We start from the raw sequence: 17,718 nt of genomic DNA on the forward strand, positions 1-17,718 counted from the left end.
TAATCTTATCGTATGTTCGATTTAAATAGCTTATTACGCGACAATATAAAACGCCTCGTTCCTTATTCTACAGCGAGAGATGAGTTCAAAGGCGAAGCATCCATTTTCCTGGATGCCAATGAAAACAGTTATGGCTCACCATTGCCGGTGAAGTACAACCGTTATCCTGATCCCATGCAGTGGAAAGTGAAATACAAACTGGCCGAGATCAAGGGTGTACCCCCACAGAATATCTTCCTGGGTAACGGAAGTGACGAAGTGATCGATGTACTCTATCGTTCCTTCTGCCGTCCGGGTATTGACAATGTAGTACTGTTTCCGCCTACCTATGGTATGTATGAAGTAAGTGCGAATATCAATGATGTAATCGTGCGTAAAGTATCGCTCACACCGGATACTTTCCAGCTGGATATGCCGGCATTGCAGGAAGCTGTGGATGAGAATACGAAACTGATTTTCATTTGTTCTCCAAACAATCCGACTGGCAACTCTATAGACCGTTCGGACATCGAAATGATCCTGAACAATTTTGATGGCATCGTAGTCATAGATGAAGCATATATCAACTATGCGCGTCAGAAGACCTTTATCTCTGAACTGACGGAATATCCTAATCTCGTAGTGATGCAGACACTCTCCAAAGCATGGGGACTCGCGGCGCTGCGCGTGGGAATGGCGTTTGCAGGGGAGGAGATCATCAATGTACTGAACAAAGTGAAAGCGCCATACAATATCAACCAGTCTGCACAGGACCTGGTACTGGAAGCGCTGAACAATATCGTTCAGGTGAATGAATGGATTAAAGATGCGGTAGTAGAAAGAGATAAACTCGCTGCTTCACTGGAGGCACTGCCGCAGGTGGAGTATGTATATCCCAGTGATGCCAACTTCCTGCTGGCGAAGACGACAGATGCAAAAGGTATTTATAATAGCCTGGTAGAGCAGGGCATCATTGTGCGTGACCGCTCTAAGGTAGAATTGTGTGGCGGATGCCTGCGTATCACAGTAGGAACACCGGAAGAGAATGTGACATTGGTAAAAGCTATAAACGATTTTAAATAATGAAAAGAGTTCTCTTCATAGATCGCGATGGTACTTTGATCAAAGAGGTGCCGCCTACTTACCAGATTGATTCATTGGATAAGATTGAATTTTATCCGAAGGTCTTTACCTGGCTGACGCGTATAGCGGCTGAACTTGATTTTGAACTGGTGATGGTGACGAACCAGGATGGTTTAGGCACCGGCAGTTTCCCTGAAGATACCTTCTGGCCTTCACAGAACTTCATTGTACGTGCTTTTGAAAATGAAGGGGTATTTTTCAAAGCTTATCATATAGACCGCAGCTTTCCTCACGAAAATGCGCCTACGCGTAAACCGGGTGTGGGTATGCTGACGCAGTATTTTACTGCTGATTATGACCTGGCTAATTCATTCGTAATCGGGGATCGTATTACAGATGTACAGCTGGCCAAGAACCTGGGAGCAAAGGCGATCTGGATGAATGAAGGTACTGGTTTAGGGGGTGCGGAAGTGAGTGCGGATGCGAAGGCGCTGGAATCAGTGATTGCATTGGAGTCTACAGATTGGGAGAAGATCTACGAGTTCCTGAAACTGGGATTGCGTAAAGTATCTCATACACGTACTACCAAGGAGACTGATATCCACATCGAACTAAACCTGGATGGTACCGGCAAAGCAGATATTGAGACCGGCTTAGGTTTCTTTGATCATATGCTGGACCAGATAGCGCGTCATGGTAGTATTGATCTGACTATTAAGGCGAAGGGTGATTTGCATATAGATGAGCATCATACTATTGAGGATGTGGGGATTGCATTGGGCGAGGCGGTAGCACAGGGCCTGGGGGATAAAAGAGGTATAGAGCGTTATGGTTATTGCTTACCGATGGATGATTGTCTGGCACAGGCGGCGATTGATTTTGGCGGGCGGAACTGGATTGTGTGGGATGCGAAGTTCAATAGGGAGAAGATAGGAGAGATGCCGACGGAGATGTTCTTCCATTTCTTTAAATCGTTTTCAGATGCTTCTAAGTCAAATCTGAATATCAAGGCGGAAGGGGAGAATGAGCATCATAAGATAGAGGCGATCTTCAAGGTGTTTGCAAAGGCGATTAAGATGGCGGTGAAACGAAATCCGTCCAATATGCAGTTGCCAAGTACAAAAGGTCTGCTGTAATATTTTATCGGGTTTTGATACTCCGGAGCTGTAATTAATGTCGCAATTGATGGTCCGGCGATAGCCGGACCATCAATCGCCCCCGAGCCGGTGGTTTTCGGCCGAAGGCCGAAGACCACCGGCGAGACAGAAAAAAAACTACTGTAAGATTTGTAATTCTGAAAAATTCACCAGATATTTGTTTCGCAAATAAGCAAACAAACAAACAAATCATGACAACATTCATTACAAACAATCATTGGCGTTGGCACACTATCAGTTCCTGATAAGGTGTTACAGTGCCATGATCCGTAGTGATCGTATATAATTCGAAGGCTCGCTGTTACACAGCGGGCCTTCTTCGTTTTTAGACCTAATCAAAATCAAATGGGTAGTATTCAAGTAAAATCAAGATCAAAGCAAATGCTGGCAGATGTATTTACCCCTGTGGGCATCTACCTGCGTCTTCGTGACCGGTTCCCTGGCTCCGTACTACTGGAAAGTACCGACTACCGTGCCAGTGAGAACAGCTATTCCTTTATCTGTATCAAACCGATCGCAGGTATCGAAGTCACCAGCACCACCGACTTTGAATTTAAGTATCCAAACCTTCCACCGGAAAGGAAACAGCTCAAAAGCCGGCAAAGCGTGCTCGACGAGCTCCAGAAGTTCCTCGGCAACTTCTCTTTTGTAGACAAACCTGTTCTACCCGTTGTACACAGCTTATTCGGATACAGCACTTTCGATTCCGTACAATTTTTCGAAACAATAGAATTCAATAAGAATAAAGCGAACGGGAACACGATTCCTTTGATGCGCTATCGATTCTACCAATACGTGATCGTCATCAACCACTTCAAAGATGAGTTATACCTCTGCGAAAACAGTGTAGATGGCCTGGACAGCGACTTCGAACTAATAGAATCCCTGATCCGATCCAAGGACGTACCCAGCTACTCCTTCACCGCTACCGGGGATGAGCAGAGCAATTTGACCGATGAGCAGTACATGGAAATCGTTGAAAAAGGTAAACAACACTGCTTCCGGGGCGATGTTTTCCAGGTAGTATTATCCCGCGCTTTCAACCAATCCTTCAAAGGCGACGAATTCAACGTTTACCGTGCACTCCGCTCCATCAACCCTTCCCCTTATCTCTTCTTTTTCGATTACGGCGATTATAAATTAATGGGTTCTTCTCCCGAAGCCCAGCTCATCATCAAAGATGGCAAAGCCACCATTCACCCGATAGCAGGCACTTTCCGCCGTACCGGCAATGATGAGGAAGATCGCAGACTGGCAAAATTACTGCTGGAAGATCCGAAAGAAAATGCAGAACATGTGATGCTGGTAGACCTGGCACGCAATGATCTGAGCCGCCTGGCTACAGATGTAGCAGTAGACTCCTACCGCAATATCCAATATTACTCACACGTCATTCACCTGGTCAGCGAGGTATCCGGCAAGGTACAGAAAGGCAATCCTTTCTCCCTGCTGGCAGCAACCTTCCCTGCAGGTACATTGTCCGGCGCACCGAAATATAGGGCCATGCAGATCATAGATGAGTATGAGCCCACTCAGCGGGGTTTCTATGGCGGATGTATTGGTTCCGTAGGCTTCAACGGCGACTTTAACCATGCTATCATGATCCGCAGCATTATGAGCAAAGGCAACACCCTGTATTACCAGGCAGGTGCCGGTGTAGTAGCAAAGTCCGTGGCTGAATCGGAGAAAGATGAAGTGAACAATAAACTGAATGCATTAAAACAGGCCATTCTGCTGGCACAAAAAATCTGACATGAACATTCTTGTGTTTGATAATTACGACTCTTTTACATACAACCTGGTACACCTGGTAGAAAAGATCATCAACGGCAAAGTCAGTGTATTCCGTAATGATGAAATTCCATTGGAAAAAGTAAAAGACTACGACAAGATCATCCTCTCTCCCGGACCTGGTATCCCGGAAGAAGCAGGACTGCTGCTGCCCCTGATTAAGGAGTATGCAGCGACCAAATCCATCTTCGGCGTATGCCTTGGCCAGCAGGCCATTGGCGAAGCCTTCGGTGCCAGCCTGATCAACCTGAAAGATGTCTATCACGGGGTAGCGACTCCTGTAAACATCATCAGCAGGGAAGGCAGATTGTTCAACGGCCTCCCTGACCAACTCGAAGTTGGCCGATACCACTCCTGGGTAGTAGATGAGCAAACATTGCCATCGGGCCTTACCGTTACTGCAAAAGACGATAATGGCTACATCATGGCCCTGCAGCATCAGCAATATGATGTGAGCGGCGTACAGTTCCACCCTGAAAGTGTACTCACACCGGAAGGGGAAAAGATCATCCGTAACTGGTTAAATGCATAAATCCCGGGATTATGAAAAAGATACTGAATTACCTTTTTGAACATAAAACATTCACCCGCAGCGCAGCCAAGGAAATCCTGATGGGTATTTCCAAGGGGATGTACAATGAAAGCGAACTGGCTGCTTTCATGACAGTCTACCTCATGCGCAGCATCACTGTAGAGGAACTGCTCGGCTTCCGCGATGCCCTGCTGGAACTGTGCATCCCTGTCAACCTGAATGGCTACGATGTACTGGACATCGTAGGTACAGGTGGCGACGGCAAAAACTCTTTTAACATCAGTACCCTTTCCTGCTTTATCGTAGCGGGCGCAGGTGGCAGGGTGGCCAAGCATGGTAACGTAGGCGTATCTACGATCAGCGGTGCATCTAACCTGATGGAGACTGCCGGTTATAAATTCAAGAACGACGATGCAAAGCTGCGTACAGAACTGGAAGAATCCGGGGTATGTTTCCTGCACGCACCACTGTTCCACCCTGCATTGAAAAATGTAGCCGGGGTACGCCGACAGCTGGGTATACGCACTTTCTTCAACGTACTCGGACCATTGGTAAACCCGGCTTTTGCACAACACCAGCTGATAGGGGTATATAGCCTGGAACTGGCCCGCGTGTATAACTACCTCTTCCAGCAGACCGACAAGCAATATGCAATTGTGCATAGCCTCGATGGTTACGATGAGATTTCGCTGACCTCAGATACCCGTGTCATCACCAACAAAGGTGAGAAGGACTGGACACCCGAGCAGTTGGGTAAGCGCAAGGTGTTCCCTGAAGATATTTACGGAGGCAACTCTATTGAAGAAGCCGCCAAAATCTTTATGAAAATTTTAAAAGGCGAAGGTACCTGGGCACAGAATGCAGTAGTAATGGCGAATGCCGCTATGGGCCTGCATACGCTGGGCAAGTACCCAACCTATGAAGAATGTTTCCTGGCAGCTGTTGAGTCACTGGAATCAGGAGCCGCACACAATTCGTTCAAGAAGTTGATAAGTTTGCAGTCATGAAAAATATCCTTACTGAAATAGTCGCACATAAACATGTGGAAGTAGCCGCCCGTAAACAGCAACGCCCGGTAGCGGAGCTGGAACATTCATCGGCTTTCAAAAGGGAGCCTTTGTCATTATCCACCTTTCTGCTCAACCCTGAGAAAACAGGCATTATTGCAGAATTCAAGAGGAAGTCTCCTTCCAAAGGGCTGATCAATGGCACTGCAACCGTACAGGATGTGACGATGGCTTATACCCGCTATGGTGCTTCAGGCTTGTCAGTATTGACAGATGAGCAGTTCTTTGGGGGCAGCTCAGACGATTTGGTACAGGCGCGTGCAGTGAATAATATTCCTGTGCTGAGAAAGGATTTTGTGATCGATGAATACCAGATCCTGGAAGCAAAGGCAATCGGTGCGGATGTGATCCTGCTCATCGCAGAATGCCTGACCAAAGAGGAAGTAGCCCGGTTAGCAGCCTTTGCTCACAACCTGGGCCTGGAAGTATTGCTGGAAGTACACAGCGGCGATCAGCTGGACAAGGTAACGGATCATATTCAGAACGTAGGGGTTAACAACCGTGACCTCACTACTTTCAAGGTTGATTTTAACCGTAGCTGTGAACTGGCACCCCAGATCCCTGCCGGCAAATGCAAGGTAGCGGAGAGCGGTATCAGCAACACGGATAATATTGTGACGCTGAAGAAAGCCGGCTTCAACGGTTTCCTCATCGGCGAGCACTTCATGAAGACAGAAAATCCTGCAAGGGCATTTGAAAACTTTGTAACGGAGCTGTCCGGAAAACTGAAAGGATAAATGATGCAATTAAAAGTATGCGGGATCACCAGAAAGGAAGACCTGGAAAAACTGGTCGAACTGGGTGTACACTATGCCGGCTTTATCTTTTATGAAAAATCGCCCCGCTTTGTAGGCAATAAACTGGATGCCCGTACCGTGCGGGAAACCAAGGGCATTCTGAAAGTAGGTGTGTTTGTAAATGCACCGCTGGAGCAGGTAAAGCAACTCATCAGCAGTTATGGTCTGCACCTGGTACAGTTGCATGGCGACGAAGATCCTGCCTACTGTGCGGCTTTGCAGTCGCTGGTACCGGTGATCAGGGCTTTCAGGATCGGTGTGGAGATAGACTGGGCGACACTGGAGGAGTTTGTACCTGTTACAAATTACTTCCTGTTCGACACCGCTGCCGGCAAGGCTTATGGAGGTACAGGCAAGTTGTTTAACTGGGACCTGCTAAACACTTATCCTTACGATCATCCTTTCTTCCTCAGCGGTGGCATTGGCCCTGAGCAGCTGGATGACCTGCTGGCATTTGAACACCCGGCATTGTTTGCAGCTGATGTGAACAGTAAATTTGAGACTGCACCAGGTGTGAAAGATATGGTGAAAGTACAGCAGTTCTCTACCAGAATTTTATAAACTTATTTAAAATAATCAAGCATGAAGATCGCTGAAAATACGTTAGGCTTACCCTATCATGTAGATGAAAGAGGCTTCTACGGCCGCTTTGGCGGTGCCTACGTACCGGAGATGCTCTATCCCAACGTAGAGGAATTACAGAACCGATACCTGGAAATCCTGCGTGAGCCCAGCTTTCAGCAGGAGTTTGAACAGCTGTTGCGTGATTATGTAGGCCGTCCTTCTCCATTATATTTTGCAAAACGCCTGTCTGAAAAGTATGGTGCACAGATCTACCTGAAAAGGGAAGACCTGAACCATACCGGTGCACACAAGGTAAACAATACGATCGGGCAGATCCTGCTGGCAAAGCGCCTGGGCAAAACCCGCATCATTGCTGAAACAGGTGCAGGTCAGCACGGGGTAGCGACTGCTACTGTATGTGCCCTGATGAATATGGAATGCGTGATCTACATGGGAGCTATCGACATTCAGCGTCAGGCACCGAACGTGGCACGTATGAAGATGCTGGGTGCTACGGTGGTTGCAGCTACCAGTGGTAGTCAGACCTTGAAAGATGCGTGTAACGAAGCGATCCGTGACTGGATTAACAATCCTGTAAACACCCATTACATTCTGGGTACTGCTGCAGGTCCTCACCCATATCCTGATATGGTGACCCGTTTCCAATCTGTGATCAGCGAAGAGATCCGCAAGCAGCTGGAGGAAAAAACAGGCAATCCGAATCCAAATTATGTAGTGGCCTGTATAGGTGGTGGTAGCAATGCCGCCGGTACTTATTACCACTTCCTGAACGAGCCGGATGTAAAGATCATTGCGGTGGAAGCTGCAGGTAAAGGAGTACATTCCGGACACTCCGCCGCCACAACGCAACTGGGCAAACTGGGGATCATCCACGCTGCCAAAACCCTGCTGATGCAGACAGACGACGGACAGATCACTGAACCATATTCTATTTCCGCAGGGCTGGATTACCCGGGCATCGGTCCATTGCATGCACATTTGTATGAGACCGGCCGTGGTACTTTCCTGGCTGCTACTGATGATGAAGCCCTGGCGGCAGCGTATGAGCTGACAAGACTGGAAGGCATCATCCCTGCACTGGAATCTTCTCACGCACTGGCTAAACTGGGTGAAATTCCTTTCAAGCCAACAGACGTAGTAGTAGTATGTCTGAGCGGTCGTGGTGATAAGGATATGGAAACATTCATTCGTAATCTGCCCAATAAATAAATTTATTTTATGAGCAATCGTATAGACCAGTTATTTGCCAGTAAGAAAACAGGCATTCTCAATATATACTGTACAGCGGGTTTCCCGGAATTGAATGATACCCTGCCGGTGATGAAGGCGCTGCAGCAGCATGGGGCGGACCTGATAGAACTGGGTATGCCATTCTCCGATCCTTTGGCGGACGGCCCGGTGATCCAGGAGAGCAGTACCCGTGCTATCAAAAATGGGATGGGATTGCGTGTATTGTTTGAGCAACTGAAAGGCTTTCGAAAGGACATTTCCGTACCTGTAATCCTGATGGGATACCTGAACCCTGTATTGCTGTACGGTATTGAGGCTTTCTGCCAGAAATGTGCAGAAGTAGGGGTAGATGGCCTGATTTTGCCTGACCTGCCTATGGACGAGTACGAAAATGAATATAAAGCGATCTTCGAACACTACGGTCTGCACCTGATTTTCCTGGTGACACCAGAAACGAGCGAAGCACGCATCCGAAAGATCGACAGCCTGAGCAAAGGATTTATTTACGCCGTATCTTCTTCCTCTACCACTGGTACAGACAAGAATATGGGCCACCAGCAGGCTTATTTTGAAAAACTTGAAAAGTTGCAGTTAAAGAACCCGGTATTGATCGGGTTTGGTGTCAAAGATAAAGCTACCTTTGCGGCGGCCTGTGCGCACAGCAATGGTGCTATCATAGGTACTGCCTTTATCCGCGCTATCGAAAATGCGACCAACATCGACACTGCTGTCAAAGACTTTATCAGCAGCGTAAAATAGTTTTTATGAAAACGGTAATCATCAAGTACAACGCCGGCAATATCCGCTCTGTTTTATATGCACTCGACCGCATTGGTGTGGAAGGTGTAGTGACAGATAACCCGGAGGAAATCCGTGCTGCAGACAGGGTGATCTTTCCCGGGGTAGGAGAGGCGAGCACCGCCATGAACTATCTGAAAGAAAGAAAGCTCGACTTACTTATTAAGGACCTTAAACAGCCTACCCTGGGCATTTGCCTGGGTATGCAGCTGATGTGCAAGCATTCAGAAGAAAACGATACTCCCTGCCTGGGCATCTTTGATGTGGAGGTAAAGAAATTCCAGTCCCCGGTAGATAACCTGCTGAAGATCCCACAGATTGGCTGGAACAATATTACAGGATTGTACAGCGCTATCTTTGAGCATGTGCGGGAGAACAGTTACATGTACTTTGTACACAGTTATTATGCAGCCCTGAGTGCTGATACCGTAGCCACTACAAACTATGTGATCAACTACAGCAGTGCATTGCAGAAAGATAATTTTTATGCAGTACAGTTTCACCCGGAAAAGTCTGCAGACGCAGGTCAGCAAATCCTGGAAAACTTCCTGAAGATCCAATAGCCCATGCAGGTAAGAAGAATTAATACAGTCGATACACTCAGCCTGCGCAGGGATGTGCTGTATCCTGATCAGTCGCTGGAAGCCGTGAAGGTGGAAGGTGATGACGATGGCCTGCACTTTGGGTTGTTTGAACAATCTGCACTGGTAGGTGTCATATCCCTGTTCATAGAGCGTGCAGGTGCCCGCTTCCGCAAACTGGCCATAGCTCCGGCCTGCCAGGGAAAGGGATATGGCAGCATACTCTTATCTCATGTAGAAGACTTCTGCCGCAGGGAGCGCATTTCATTACTGTGGTGCGATGCCCGTGATTCAGCTTTTGGCTTCTACGAAAAGAGAGGCTATGTATATGATAGTGCGCCTTTTAAAAAAGGAAATAATACATTTCGAAAGATGAAAATTGAACTGGGTCAGACATCCGCACAGCAATTCAGCGTGATTCCGGCAATCGATATAATTGATGGTAAATGTGTGCGCCTCACACAGGGAGATTATGCACAGAAAAAAGTGTATAATGAACATCCGCTGGAGGTAGCGAAAGAGTTTGAAAGCATTGGCGTGACCCGCCTGCACCTGGTAGACCTGGATGGGGCTAAGAAAGGCAGCGTGGTAAACTGGAAAGTGCTGGAAGCAATTGCAGGTCATACCAACCTGGTAGTAGATTTTGGAGGAGGTATCAAGAAAGAAGATGACCTCCGTATTGTATTTGAAAACGGTGCAGCCCTCGCTACAATTGGTTCCATTGCTGTAAAGGAACCACAGCTGTTCTTTAGCTGGGTCAGGCAGTATGGTGCCGGCAAGATTTTCCTGGGTGCAGATGTAAAGGAAGAAAAGATTGCAGTAGGCGGCTGGCTGGAAACAACGGAGCTCTCCATCTACGATTTTCTTGCATCCAATATCAGGGAAGGTGTACACCACATCTTCTGTACGGATATCGCGAAAGACGGGTTGCTGCAGGGGCCTTCCATTCCCCTGTACAAAAAGATCCTGGAGCGCTTCCCGGGCATTGACTTTATAGCCAGTGGTGGTGTAAGCAATATCGATGATATCTATGCACTGCAGGAAGCCGGTTGCAATGGTGTGATCGTAGGGAAAGCGATCTACGAGGGAAAGATCTCAATGGAAGAGTTGAAAAAATTAATGAAGTAAACAACACAAGCCATGTTGACAAAACGTATCATACCTTGTCTGGACATCAAAGATGGCCGTACAGTAAAAGGGGTGAACTTCGAAAATATCCGCGACGCGGGGGATCCGATTGAATTGGGTGCCCTGTATGCGCAACAGGGAGCGGATGAACTGGTATTCCTGGACATCACTGCTACCAACGAGCGTCGTAAGACCCTGTCAGAACTGGTAAGACAGATTGCCAGACATGTGAATATCCCGTTTACAGTAGGAGGTGGCATTTCATCAGTAGGCGATGTGAGTGTATTGCTGCAGAATGGTGCTGATAAGATCTCTGTAAATACCTCTGCTTTCAAGCGTCCTGAGCTGGTGGATGAGCTGGCAAGGGAATTTGGCAGCCAGTGTGTGGTACTGGCGATCGATACCCGTTTTGAAGACGGGGATTGGTATGTATACCTGAATGGCGGCCGGGTAAAAACGGATGTGAAATGTTATGACTGGGCAAAGGAAGCAGTATCCAGGGGAGCAGGCGAAATTTTGCTCACTTCTATGAATAATGATGGGACCAAGCAGGGTTTTGCACTGGACATCACCGGCAAGCTGTCACAAAACCTGAATGTACCGGTAATTGCCTCTGGTGGTGCGGGTACCATGGACCATTTTATGGATGTATTTGAAAATGCACAGGCCGATGCGGCACTGGCGGCAAGTATCTTCCACTACAAGGAAATTGAGATTCCTGAGTTGAAGACCTATTTGTATCAAAAGGGTGTAAATATCAGGTTTTAATTTGTTGTGTTTGCCGAAGGCGAATCCCCCGGTTTTAAACTCACAATAAAACTGCTACTTTTGCACTGCTTAAGCAATTAAAGAGCGCACCAAATGTATAACTACAAGCAGATAGACTTTCAAAAATCAGCAGACGGACTGGTACCGGCCATCATTCAGGATGCCGCTACCCACAAAGTTCTGATGCTGGGCTACATGAACCAGGAATCCCTGGACAAAACCCTGCAGGAAGGTAAAGTGACCTTCTTCAGCCGTTCCAAACAAAGGCTGTGGACAAAAGGAGAGGAAAGTGGTAACTTTCTCACGCTGGTAGACCTGCGGGTAGACTGCGACAACGATACCCTCCTTATCAAGGTAAATCCTGCGGGTGTAGTATGTCACACAGGTGCAGACACCTGCTGGGACGAGAAAAATATCTCCAACGATTTCCTGTCCAAACTGGAAAATGTCATCACTGAGCGTAAGAACAATCCATCTGACAGCTCGTATACTTCCAAACTCTTTGCTAAGGGGATCAACAAGATTGCCCAGAAGGTAGGGGAAGAAGCGGTAGAAGTGGTGATCGAAGCCAAGGACGACAGTGAAGAACTGTTCCTGAACGAGTCAGCAGACCTGCTTTTCCATTACCTGGTACTGCTCAGTGCCAAAGGCTACCAACTGTCTGACGTACTGGGAGTATTGCAGCAAAGACATAAGTAACACAAATATTTCATATATTAGGGCGTGAAAAGACTTACTGTTATCTGCGCCACAGGCGTACTATGCTCACTTTCCATCTCTGCACAGCAGGTGTCCGGTTCCCTGAAGGGAGCGGAGGGCAAAAAGCTTTACCTCTTCAGTGATGATGACAACAATCCAAAGGATTCCCTCGTCCTGAAAGATGACGGCAAATTTTCCTTTAATACTGATGCCAGCAAAGCGCCAGCGGTAAATGCCCTGGTACTGGAATCTGTAAACAATCCCCTGTTATTTGTAACAGGTAAGGAGAAGACCTCTTATGTACTCACTGCTGCGGACTTCCCGATTGCCACTTCTATGAAGGGCAGTGCGGACGACAAAGCAATGCAGGAGTACCAGAAGGCCTTTGCTCCCCTGTTGAAACGTGCGGGAGAACTGAATGCGGAAGCCCAGCGTATTGCTCCTGATGATGAGGCTGCGAAGCAGGCTTTTCGTGATAAAGCTGGTCAATTCAGCGATGAAGTGGCATTCACCGGGAAGAAGCTGGTAAAAGCGCATCCAAAGGAAATAGCCAGTATATGGGTGTTGATGAATGAGTTGCGTAGCCGCCTGACGGTGGAAGAATTTGATTCCCTGTTTACTTCTCTCGATGCCAGCCTGAAAGAGACCAAATATGGTAAGTCTGCCAGCAGGTACCTCCGTGATAAAAAAGGTGAAACCGAAGTGGTTGAAGCTGATGACTTTGAGCAGGAAGATGTGAATGGAAACAAGGTAAAACTGTCTTCTTTCAGAGGTAAATATGTGTTGGTGGATTTCTGGGCCAGTTGGTGCGGGCCCTGCCGCCAGGAGAACCCGAATGTGGTAAAAGCTTATAACAAGTTTAAAGACAAGAACTTCACCATCCTGGGTGTATCGCTCGATAAAGAAAAAAGTGCCTGGGTAAATGCCATTCAGCACGATAATCTGAACTGGACACAGGTATCAGATCTGAAGGGATGGGGGAATGAAGCAGCCCAGTTGTACGGTATCCAGGGCATTCCGGCAAACCTGCTGATAGATCCAAAGGGTCGAATCATAGCCCGCAACCTGAGAGGGCCGGCACTGGAAGCAAAACTTGCCCAAATATTGAAATAAGTAGAAAAAATATATGCTGAAGCCCGCTCTGCGGGCTTTTGGCGTTTTTAGGCCGTTTATCACAATCCCTTTGCTTATCCTGATGGTAATCGGGATTTTTGTTTTAAAATCAGAAACTAATGAAGTCAATAATACTGGCCGCGGCGCTTTTGTCGCCCGTGGTCCTGGTTGCGCAGGACAAGAAAAATGAGCAACCCTACACCATTGAGGGAACTGTCGCGCACCTCCAGAAGCCAGCTAAAGTTTATTTGAGCATCCGCAATTCCAGGATGGATAAAGTGGATAGTTCAGAAGTAAAAGATGGTAAGTTCTCCTTCACAGGTAACCTGGAGGAGCCAATGATTGCCTTTCTGTTGCTGAAGGTGCAGGATCCGTCGGCACCGGAGCTGACAGGACCGGTGAAGAAAGATTATCTGACCGTATTCCTGGATAAAGGAAAGATGAATGTGACAGTACAGGATTCTATCAGCAAGGCGACAGTGACGGGGTCCAAAGCGAACGACGATTTTAAGGAGCTGAATGAGAACCTGAAAGATGTGAATAGTCAGATCCAGGAACTGAAGCTGCAGAATCGTCAGTTATACATGGCGAAGGATGAAGAGGGGATGAAGAAGCTGGAACCTAAATTTGATGAGCTGGAAGCTAAGCAGAATAAGATCCTGGGTGAGTACCTCAAAGACCATAGTAGTTCCCCGATAGCATTGTTTGTACTAAACCAGTATGCTGGTTATGAAATAAATCCGACCGAGATTACGCCTATCTATAATAAGCTGAGTAAGACAGTGCGCAATAGTCCTTCCGGAAAAGAATTTGCAACAAGACTGGAGTCAGCCCGCAAGACAGCGATTGGTCAGCCGGCGATGGAGTTTAGTCAGCCTGATGCTGATGGTAAGATGATTAGTTTGGCATCTTATAAGGGTAAGTATGTGTTGGTTGATTTCTGGGCGAGTTGGTGTGGACCCTGCAGGGCGGAGAATCCGAATGTGGTGAAGGCTTACAGCAGGTTTAAAGACAAAGGATTTGATATATTAGGAGTGAGCCTGGATGATAAGAAGGATAAGTGGCTGGCTGCTGTGCAGGCCGACAATTTACCATGGATGCATGTGAGTGATTTGAAGGGCTGGAAGAATGAGGTAGCTACGCAGTATGGGATTATGGCGATTCCTCAGAATTTGTTGTTGGATCCGAAGGGGGTGATCATAGCGAAGAATTTGAGAGGGGATGCGTTGGAGAAGAAGCTCGAAGAAGTCATTAAATAAGCTGTATGTTTTGGCAGCGGCTTGTGCCACCGCCAAAACATACCCGCGAAAAGGGGGGATTTTGCCAAAGGCAAAATCCCCCCTTTTCGCATTTTTAAAATTAAATTTGGTCTTTTACGAAACTTTCGTAGATTTACGAAACAATCGTAGTTATGGAAAAACTAACTCAACAGGAGGAGATCGCCATGCTTGCCATCTGGAAAACATCCGGCGGATTTGTAAAAGACTTCCTGGAAGTGCATCCGGCTCCTCAGCCCCCATACACCACCCTTGCATCCACGGTCAAAAACCTGGAAAAGAAGGGATACCTCCAAAGCCGAAAGATCGGTAATGTGTATGAATATCAACCCATCATTCCTGAGAATGAGTATAAGCAAAAGTTCATGAGTGGATTCGTTAAGGACTACTTTGAGAACTCCTATAAAAACCTGGTCACCTTTTTTGCCAAAGAGAAAAAGATCAGTCCCGAAGAACTCAAAGAAATCGTAAAAATGATCGAGAAAAATCAATAGTTATGTTGCTCTTTCTGCTCAAGGCTAATATAGCCCTCACGTTATTCTACCTGGCTTACCGCTTCGGGTTGCGTCGCCTTACCTTCTATACTTTAAACCGTGCCTTTCTCCTGCTGGCTATAGTTTGTGCCACTGTTTGCCCGTTCATCAGGCCGGAAACTATTTTCAGGCACAACCGTCCATTTAGCGGGGCGGCTATGGGCTACGTAATTAACTTCAATGACCTGCGCCAGCCTGCTACCTCCTGGATCAATGTTGTCCTTATTTATGTATTCTGGGCTGGTGTGATTGTTATGAGCCTTCGTTTGCTCATGCAACTCGGCTCTCTCTGGGTATTGCATAAGAGCACCAGCAAAGACAAGCTCTTTGACCAGAAAGTGAGGGTTACCGACCAGTCATTACAACCATTTTCATTCCTGCATAATATATATATCAATCCTGGCATGCATAGTCCTGCGGAACTTTCCGCCATCATGCGGCATGAGCAGGTCCATGTCAGACAATGGCATACGCTGGATGTACTGTTGGGTGAACTGAACAAGATCTTCTATTGGTTTAACCCAGGTGCATGGCTCATCAGCATTGCAATCAGGGAAAACCTTGAGTTCATTACCGACAGGTACATGCTGCGCCAGGGTACAGACATTAAAGCTTATCAATACAGTCTTTTAAAAGTAAGTGGGATCCCATATGCGACGGCCATCGCAAACAATTTCAATTTTTCACACTTAAAACAAAGGATTATGATGATGAATAAGCAAAGGTCATCAAAATATAACCTGGTCAGGTACATCGTTTTGGGGAGCCTGATGATTATTGCGCTTGTTTCGATGAATTATACCCGTGCCGCTATTACTGTAAGGGTAAAGAAGGCATTGCGGGCAGATACGACAGTGACACCGGCACCTGCTTCACCACTGGCAAAGGTAGTGCCTGATGGCAAAGAGGCACCACCGCCGCCACCACCGGCACCTGATGCACCTATGATGCATACAGTGCCCGATGGTAAACAGGTACCACCGCCGCCGCCGCCTAAAGCGCCAAAGGCTGCAAAAGCACCTAAAGATGCCAAAACACCGCCACCACCACCACCACCGCCGGCTCCTGCACCCAATGCAAAAACAATAACAGCGCCTGCGCCACCTCCTCCACCGCCACCCCCAAATCCGGCAGATTCAATGCCAATGATCATCCTGCGACCATCTGCAGGTATGCAGGCATCAACAGGGCAGCCGGAGGTTTATGTGAATAACGTATACAAGGGGAAGACCATCCCTGATGAATCTGAGGCAAAAAATATAAAATCAGTAATGGTTTTTAAAGGTGACGGCGTTCCGGCGCAATATGGAGAGGAAGCCCGGAAATCAGGGATCATGTTTATATACACAAAAGATTATGAAGGTCCTGACGATCCTGCAAAACAGGAGAAAGCAAATACAGTGATGAAAATAGAGGGGAAACAGGTAATGATGATAACAAGGGATGATAAAAAAGCAGTGCATTAATAAAAAGCAGCGCATTACATAGAAAAAAGAAAGCCTCCTTTTAACGGGAGGCTTTCTTCTTAATGAGCTGTTATCTTACACACCTGAAACCAAGATTCTCCAACCCTGATTCCGGTGATGATTTCATTCTTGCTGTGACCCTATAGCCTGAGCAATACTGATCGGTACACATAAAAGAACCACCCCTGATGGTATGTTTCGCTACTGATGGATCATCGGGATCATAGCCTTTTTGGGGACCTGTAGGATTGTGTGCATGATCTGCATGCTTGTAGTAGTCCACATCATACCAGTCAGCTACCCATTCCCATACATTGCCAGCCATATCGTAGAGGCCATAGCCGTTAGCCGGAAAAGACCTTACAGGAGCTAATCCGGTAAAACCATCTGTTCCGGTATTCTGATAAGGGAAATTGCCGTTCCAGGTATTGGCTTTTGGCTTGCCTGAGGTGATAGGATCACTGCCCCAGGTATAGGGCTGGTCGTTCAATCCGCCTCTGGCAGCAAATTCCCATTCGGCTTCTGTAGGGAGGCGTTTACCTGCCCAGCGGGCATAAGCCTGTGCATCATCCCATGACACCTGTACTACCGGCAGGTTTTCCTTACCGGTAATCTCACTGCCCGGACCTTGTGGATGCCGCCAGCTGGCACCCTGTATAAACGTCCACCATTGGGATACATCGTCCAGGGGCACGGCATGATTAGGGGGTGTAAACACCAGCGCACCGGGTAAGAGCATACTGCTATCCGGCTCAGGAGAACCCGGAGGTAGTTGCTGCATTAGCTCTTCCTTGCTGATTGGTTTCTCGGCAGTAGTGAGGTACCCGGTCGCTTCGACGAAGCGGGCAAACTCTGCGTTGGTCACTTCATGCTCATCTATATAGAAGCTGTCGACAGTCACGCTATGTCTGGGTTGCTCATCGCGGCGGGCATCTGCATCATTGGCACCCATTATAAAGGTGCCTCCGGGTATCAATATCATATGGTTGGCGGTATCCGCCGTTGTAGCCACCAGCACACTGTCTTTGCCGGGGATTTTCTTTTCACTGCTTTGGCAGGCATTGAGCGAAACGGCTCCTGCCAGCAGGTAGAGTGGCATATAACGAAACATATCTCACAAGTTCGGAATTATTT

The 17,718-nt window shown here is 47.4% G+C and carries 18 protein-coding genes; 17 read left to right on the plus strand and 1 reads right to left on the minus strand.

Features of this window, described 5'->3' with window-relative positions:
* The first annotated feature begins 12 nt into the window (after positions 1-12).
* The 17 genes from hisC to DXN04_RS02005 all read left to right on the plus strand — a co-directional run bounded on the left by hisC (position 13) and on the right by DXN04_RS02005 (position 16,584).
* Positions 13-1,062 (plus strand): histidinol-phosphate transaminase, encoded by a 1,050-nt coding sequence (hisC, locus tag DXN04_RS01925; protein ID WP_116851614.1) that lies wholly within the window; start codon positions 13-15, stop codon positions 1,060-1,062.
* Positions 1,062-2,198, plus strand: coding sequence for a bifunctional histidinol-phosphatase/imidazoleglycerol-phosphate dehydratase HisB (gene hisB, locus DXN04_RS01930; RefSeq protein WP_116851615.1), 1,137 nt, complete (start codon positions 1,062-1,064; stop codon positions 2,196-2,198). Before hisC ends, hisB begins: the two co-directional genes overlap by 1 nt.
* Before the next feature lie 366 nt (positions 2,199-2,564).
* The gene (locus DXN04_RS01935; RefSeq protein ID WP_116851616.1) at positions 2,565-3,971 is read left to right on the plus strand and encodes an anthranilate synthase component I family protein; all 1,407 of its coding nucleotides are present in this window, start codon (positions 2,565-2,567) and stop codon (positions 3,969-3,971) included.
* Between the two features lies 1 nt (position 3,972).
* The gene (locus tag DXN04_RS01940; protein WP_116851617.1) at positions 3,973-4,542 is read left to right on the plus strand and encodes an anthranilate synthase component II; all 570 of its coding nucleotides are present in this window, start codon (positions 3,973-3,975) and stop codon (positions 4,540-4,542) included.
* Positions 4,543-4,553: 11 nt separating this feature from the next.
* On the plus strand, positions 4,554-5,549 hold the full coding sequence (gene trpD, locus DXN04_RS01945) for an anthranilate phosphoribosyltransferase (protein ID WP_116851618.1): 996 nt from the start codon (positions 4,554-4,556) through the stop codon (positions 5,547-5,549).
* The gene (gene trpC, locus DXN04_RS01950; RefSeq protein WP_116851619.1) at positions 5,546-6,346 is read left to right on the plus strand and encodes an indole-3-glycerol phosphate synthase TrpC; all 801 of its coding nucleotides are present in this window, start codon (positions 5,546-5,548) and stop codon (positions 6,344-6,346) included. Before trpD ends, trpC begins: the two co-directional genes overlap by 4 nt.
* Positions 6,347-6,967, plus strand: coding sequence for a phosphoribosylanthranilate isomerase (locus DXN04_RS01955; protein ID WP_233525503.1), 621 nt, complete (start codon positions 6,347-6,349; stop codon positions 6,965-6,967).
* Between the two features lie 21 nt (positions 6,968-6,988).
* Positions 6,989-8,200, plus strand: a complete 1,212-nt coding sequence (trpB, locus tag DXN04_RS01960) for a tryptophan synthase subunit beta (protein WP_116851620.1) — start codon at positions 6,989-6,991, stop codon at positions 8,198-8,200.
* Positions 8,201-8,209: 9 nt separating this feature from the next.
* Positions 8,210-8,980 carry a tryptophan synthase subunit alpha gene (gene trpA, locus DXN04_RS01965; RefSeq protein WP_116851621.1) on the plus strand — a complete coding sequence of 257 codons (771 nt, stop codon included), beginning with the start codon at positions 8,210-8,212 and terminating at the stop codon, positions 8,978-8,980.
* Between the two features lie 5 nt (positions 8,981-8,985).
* The gene (gene hisH / locus DXN04_RS01970; protein ID WP_116851622.1) at positions 8,986-9,582 is read left to right on the plus strand and encodes an imidazole glycerol phosphate synthase subunit HisH; all 597 of its coding nucleotides are present in this window, start codon (positions 8,986-8,988) and stop codon (positions 9,580-9,582) included.
* A 3-nt stretch (positions 9,583-9,585) separates the two neighbouring features.
* Positions 9,586-10,728, plus strand: coding sequence for a 1-(5-phosphoribosyl)-5-[(5-phosphoribosylamino)methylideneamino]imidazole-4-carboxamide isomerase (gene hisA / locus DXN04_RS01975; protein ID WP_116851623.1), 1,143 nt, complete (start codon positions 9,586-9,588; stop codon positions 10,726-10,728).
* A 12-nt stretch (positions 10,729-10,740) separates the two neighbouring features.
* Positions 10,741-11,496 (plus strand): imidazole glycerol phosphate synthase subunit HisF, encoded by a 756-nt coding sequence (hisF, locus tag DXN04_RS01980; RefSeq protein ID WP_116851624.1) that lies wholly within the window; start codon positions 10,741-10,743, stop codon positions 11,494-11,496.
* A gap of 93 nt (positions 11,497-11,589) precedes the next feature.
* On the plus strand, positions 11,590-12,195 hold the full coding sequence (gene hisIE / locus DXN04_RS01985; protein WP_116851625.1) for a bifunctional phosphoribosyl-AMP cyclohydrolase/phosphoribosyl-ATP diphosphatase HisIE: 606 nt from the start codon (positions 11,590-11,592) through the stop codon (positions 12,193-12,195).
* A 24-nt stretch (positions 12,196-12,219) separates the two neighbouring features.
* On the plus strand, positions 12,220-13,308 hold the full coding sequence (locus DXN04_RS01990; RefSeq protein WP_116851626.1) for a TlpA disulfide reductase family protein: 1,089 nt from the start codon (positions 12,220-12,222) through the stop codon (positions 13,306-13,308).
* A 119-nt stretch (positions 13,309-13,427) separates the two neighbouring features.
* Entirely contained in the window at positions 13,428-14,567 is a 1,140-nt protein-coding gene (locus DXN04_RS01995; protein WP_116851627.1) for a TlpA disulfide reductase family protein, read from the plus strand.
* 152 nt (positions 14,568-14,719) lie between these two features.
* The gene (locus DXN04_RS02000) at positions 14,720-15,079 is read left to right on the plus strand and encodes a BlaI/MecI/CopY family transcriptional regulator (protein ID WP_116851628.1); all 360 of its coding nucleotides are present in this window, start codon (positions 14,720-14,722) and stop codon (positions 15,077-15,079) included.
* Positions 15,080-15,081: 2 nt separating this feature from the next.
* Entirely contained in the window at positions 15,082-16,584 is a 1,503-nt protein-coding gene (locus DXN04_RS02005) for a M56 family metallopeptidase (RefSeq protein ID WP_116851629.1), read from the plus strand.
* Positions 16,585-16,654: 70 nt separating this feature from the next.
* Here DXN04_RS02005 and DXN04_RS02010 read toward each other — a convergent pair whose 3' ends face one another.
* Positions 16,655-17,695, minus strand: a complete 1,041-nt coding sequence (locus DXN04_RS02010; protein WP_116851630.1) for a formylglycine-generating enzyme family protein — start codon at positions 17,693-17,695, stop codon at positions 16,655-16,657.
* Positions 17,696-17,718 lie beyond the last annotated feature (23 nt).

It is taken from the genome of Chitinophaga silvisoli, assembly GCF_003412465.1.
Taxonomy (GTDB): Bacteria; Bacteroidota; Bacteroidia; order Chitinophagales; family Chitinophagaceae; genus Chitinophaga; species Chitinophaga silvisoli.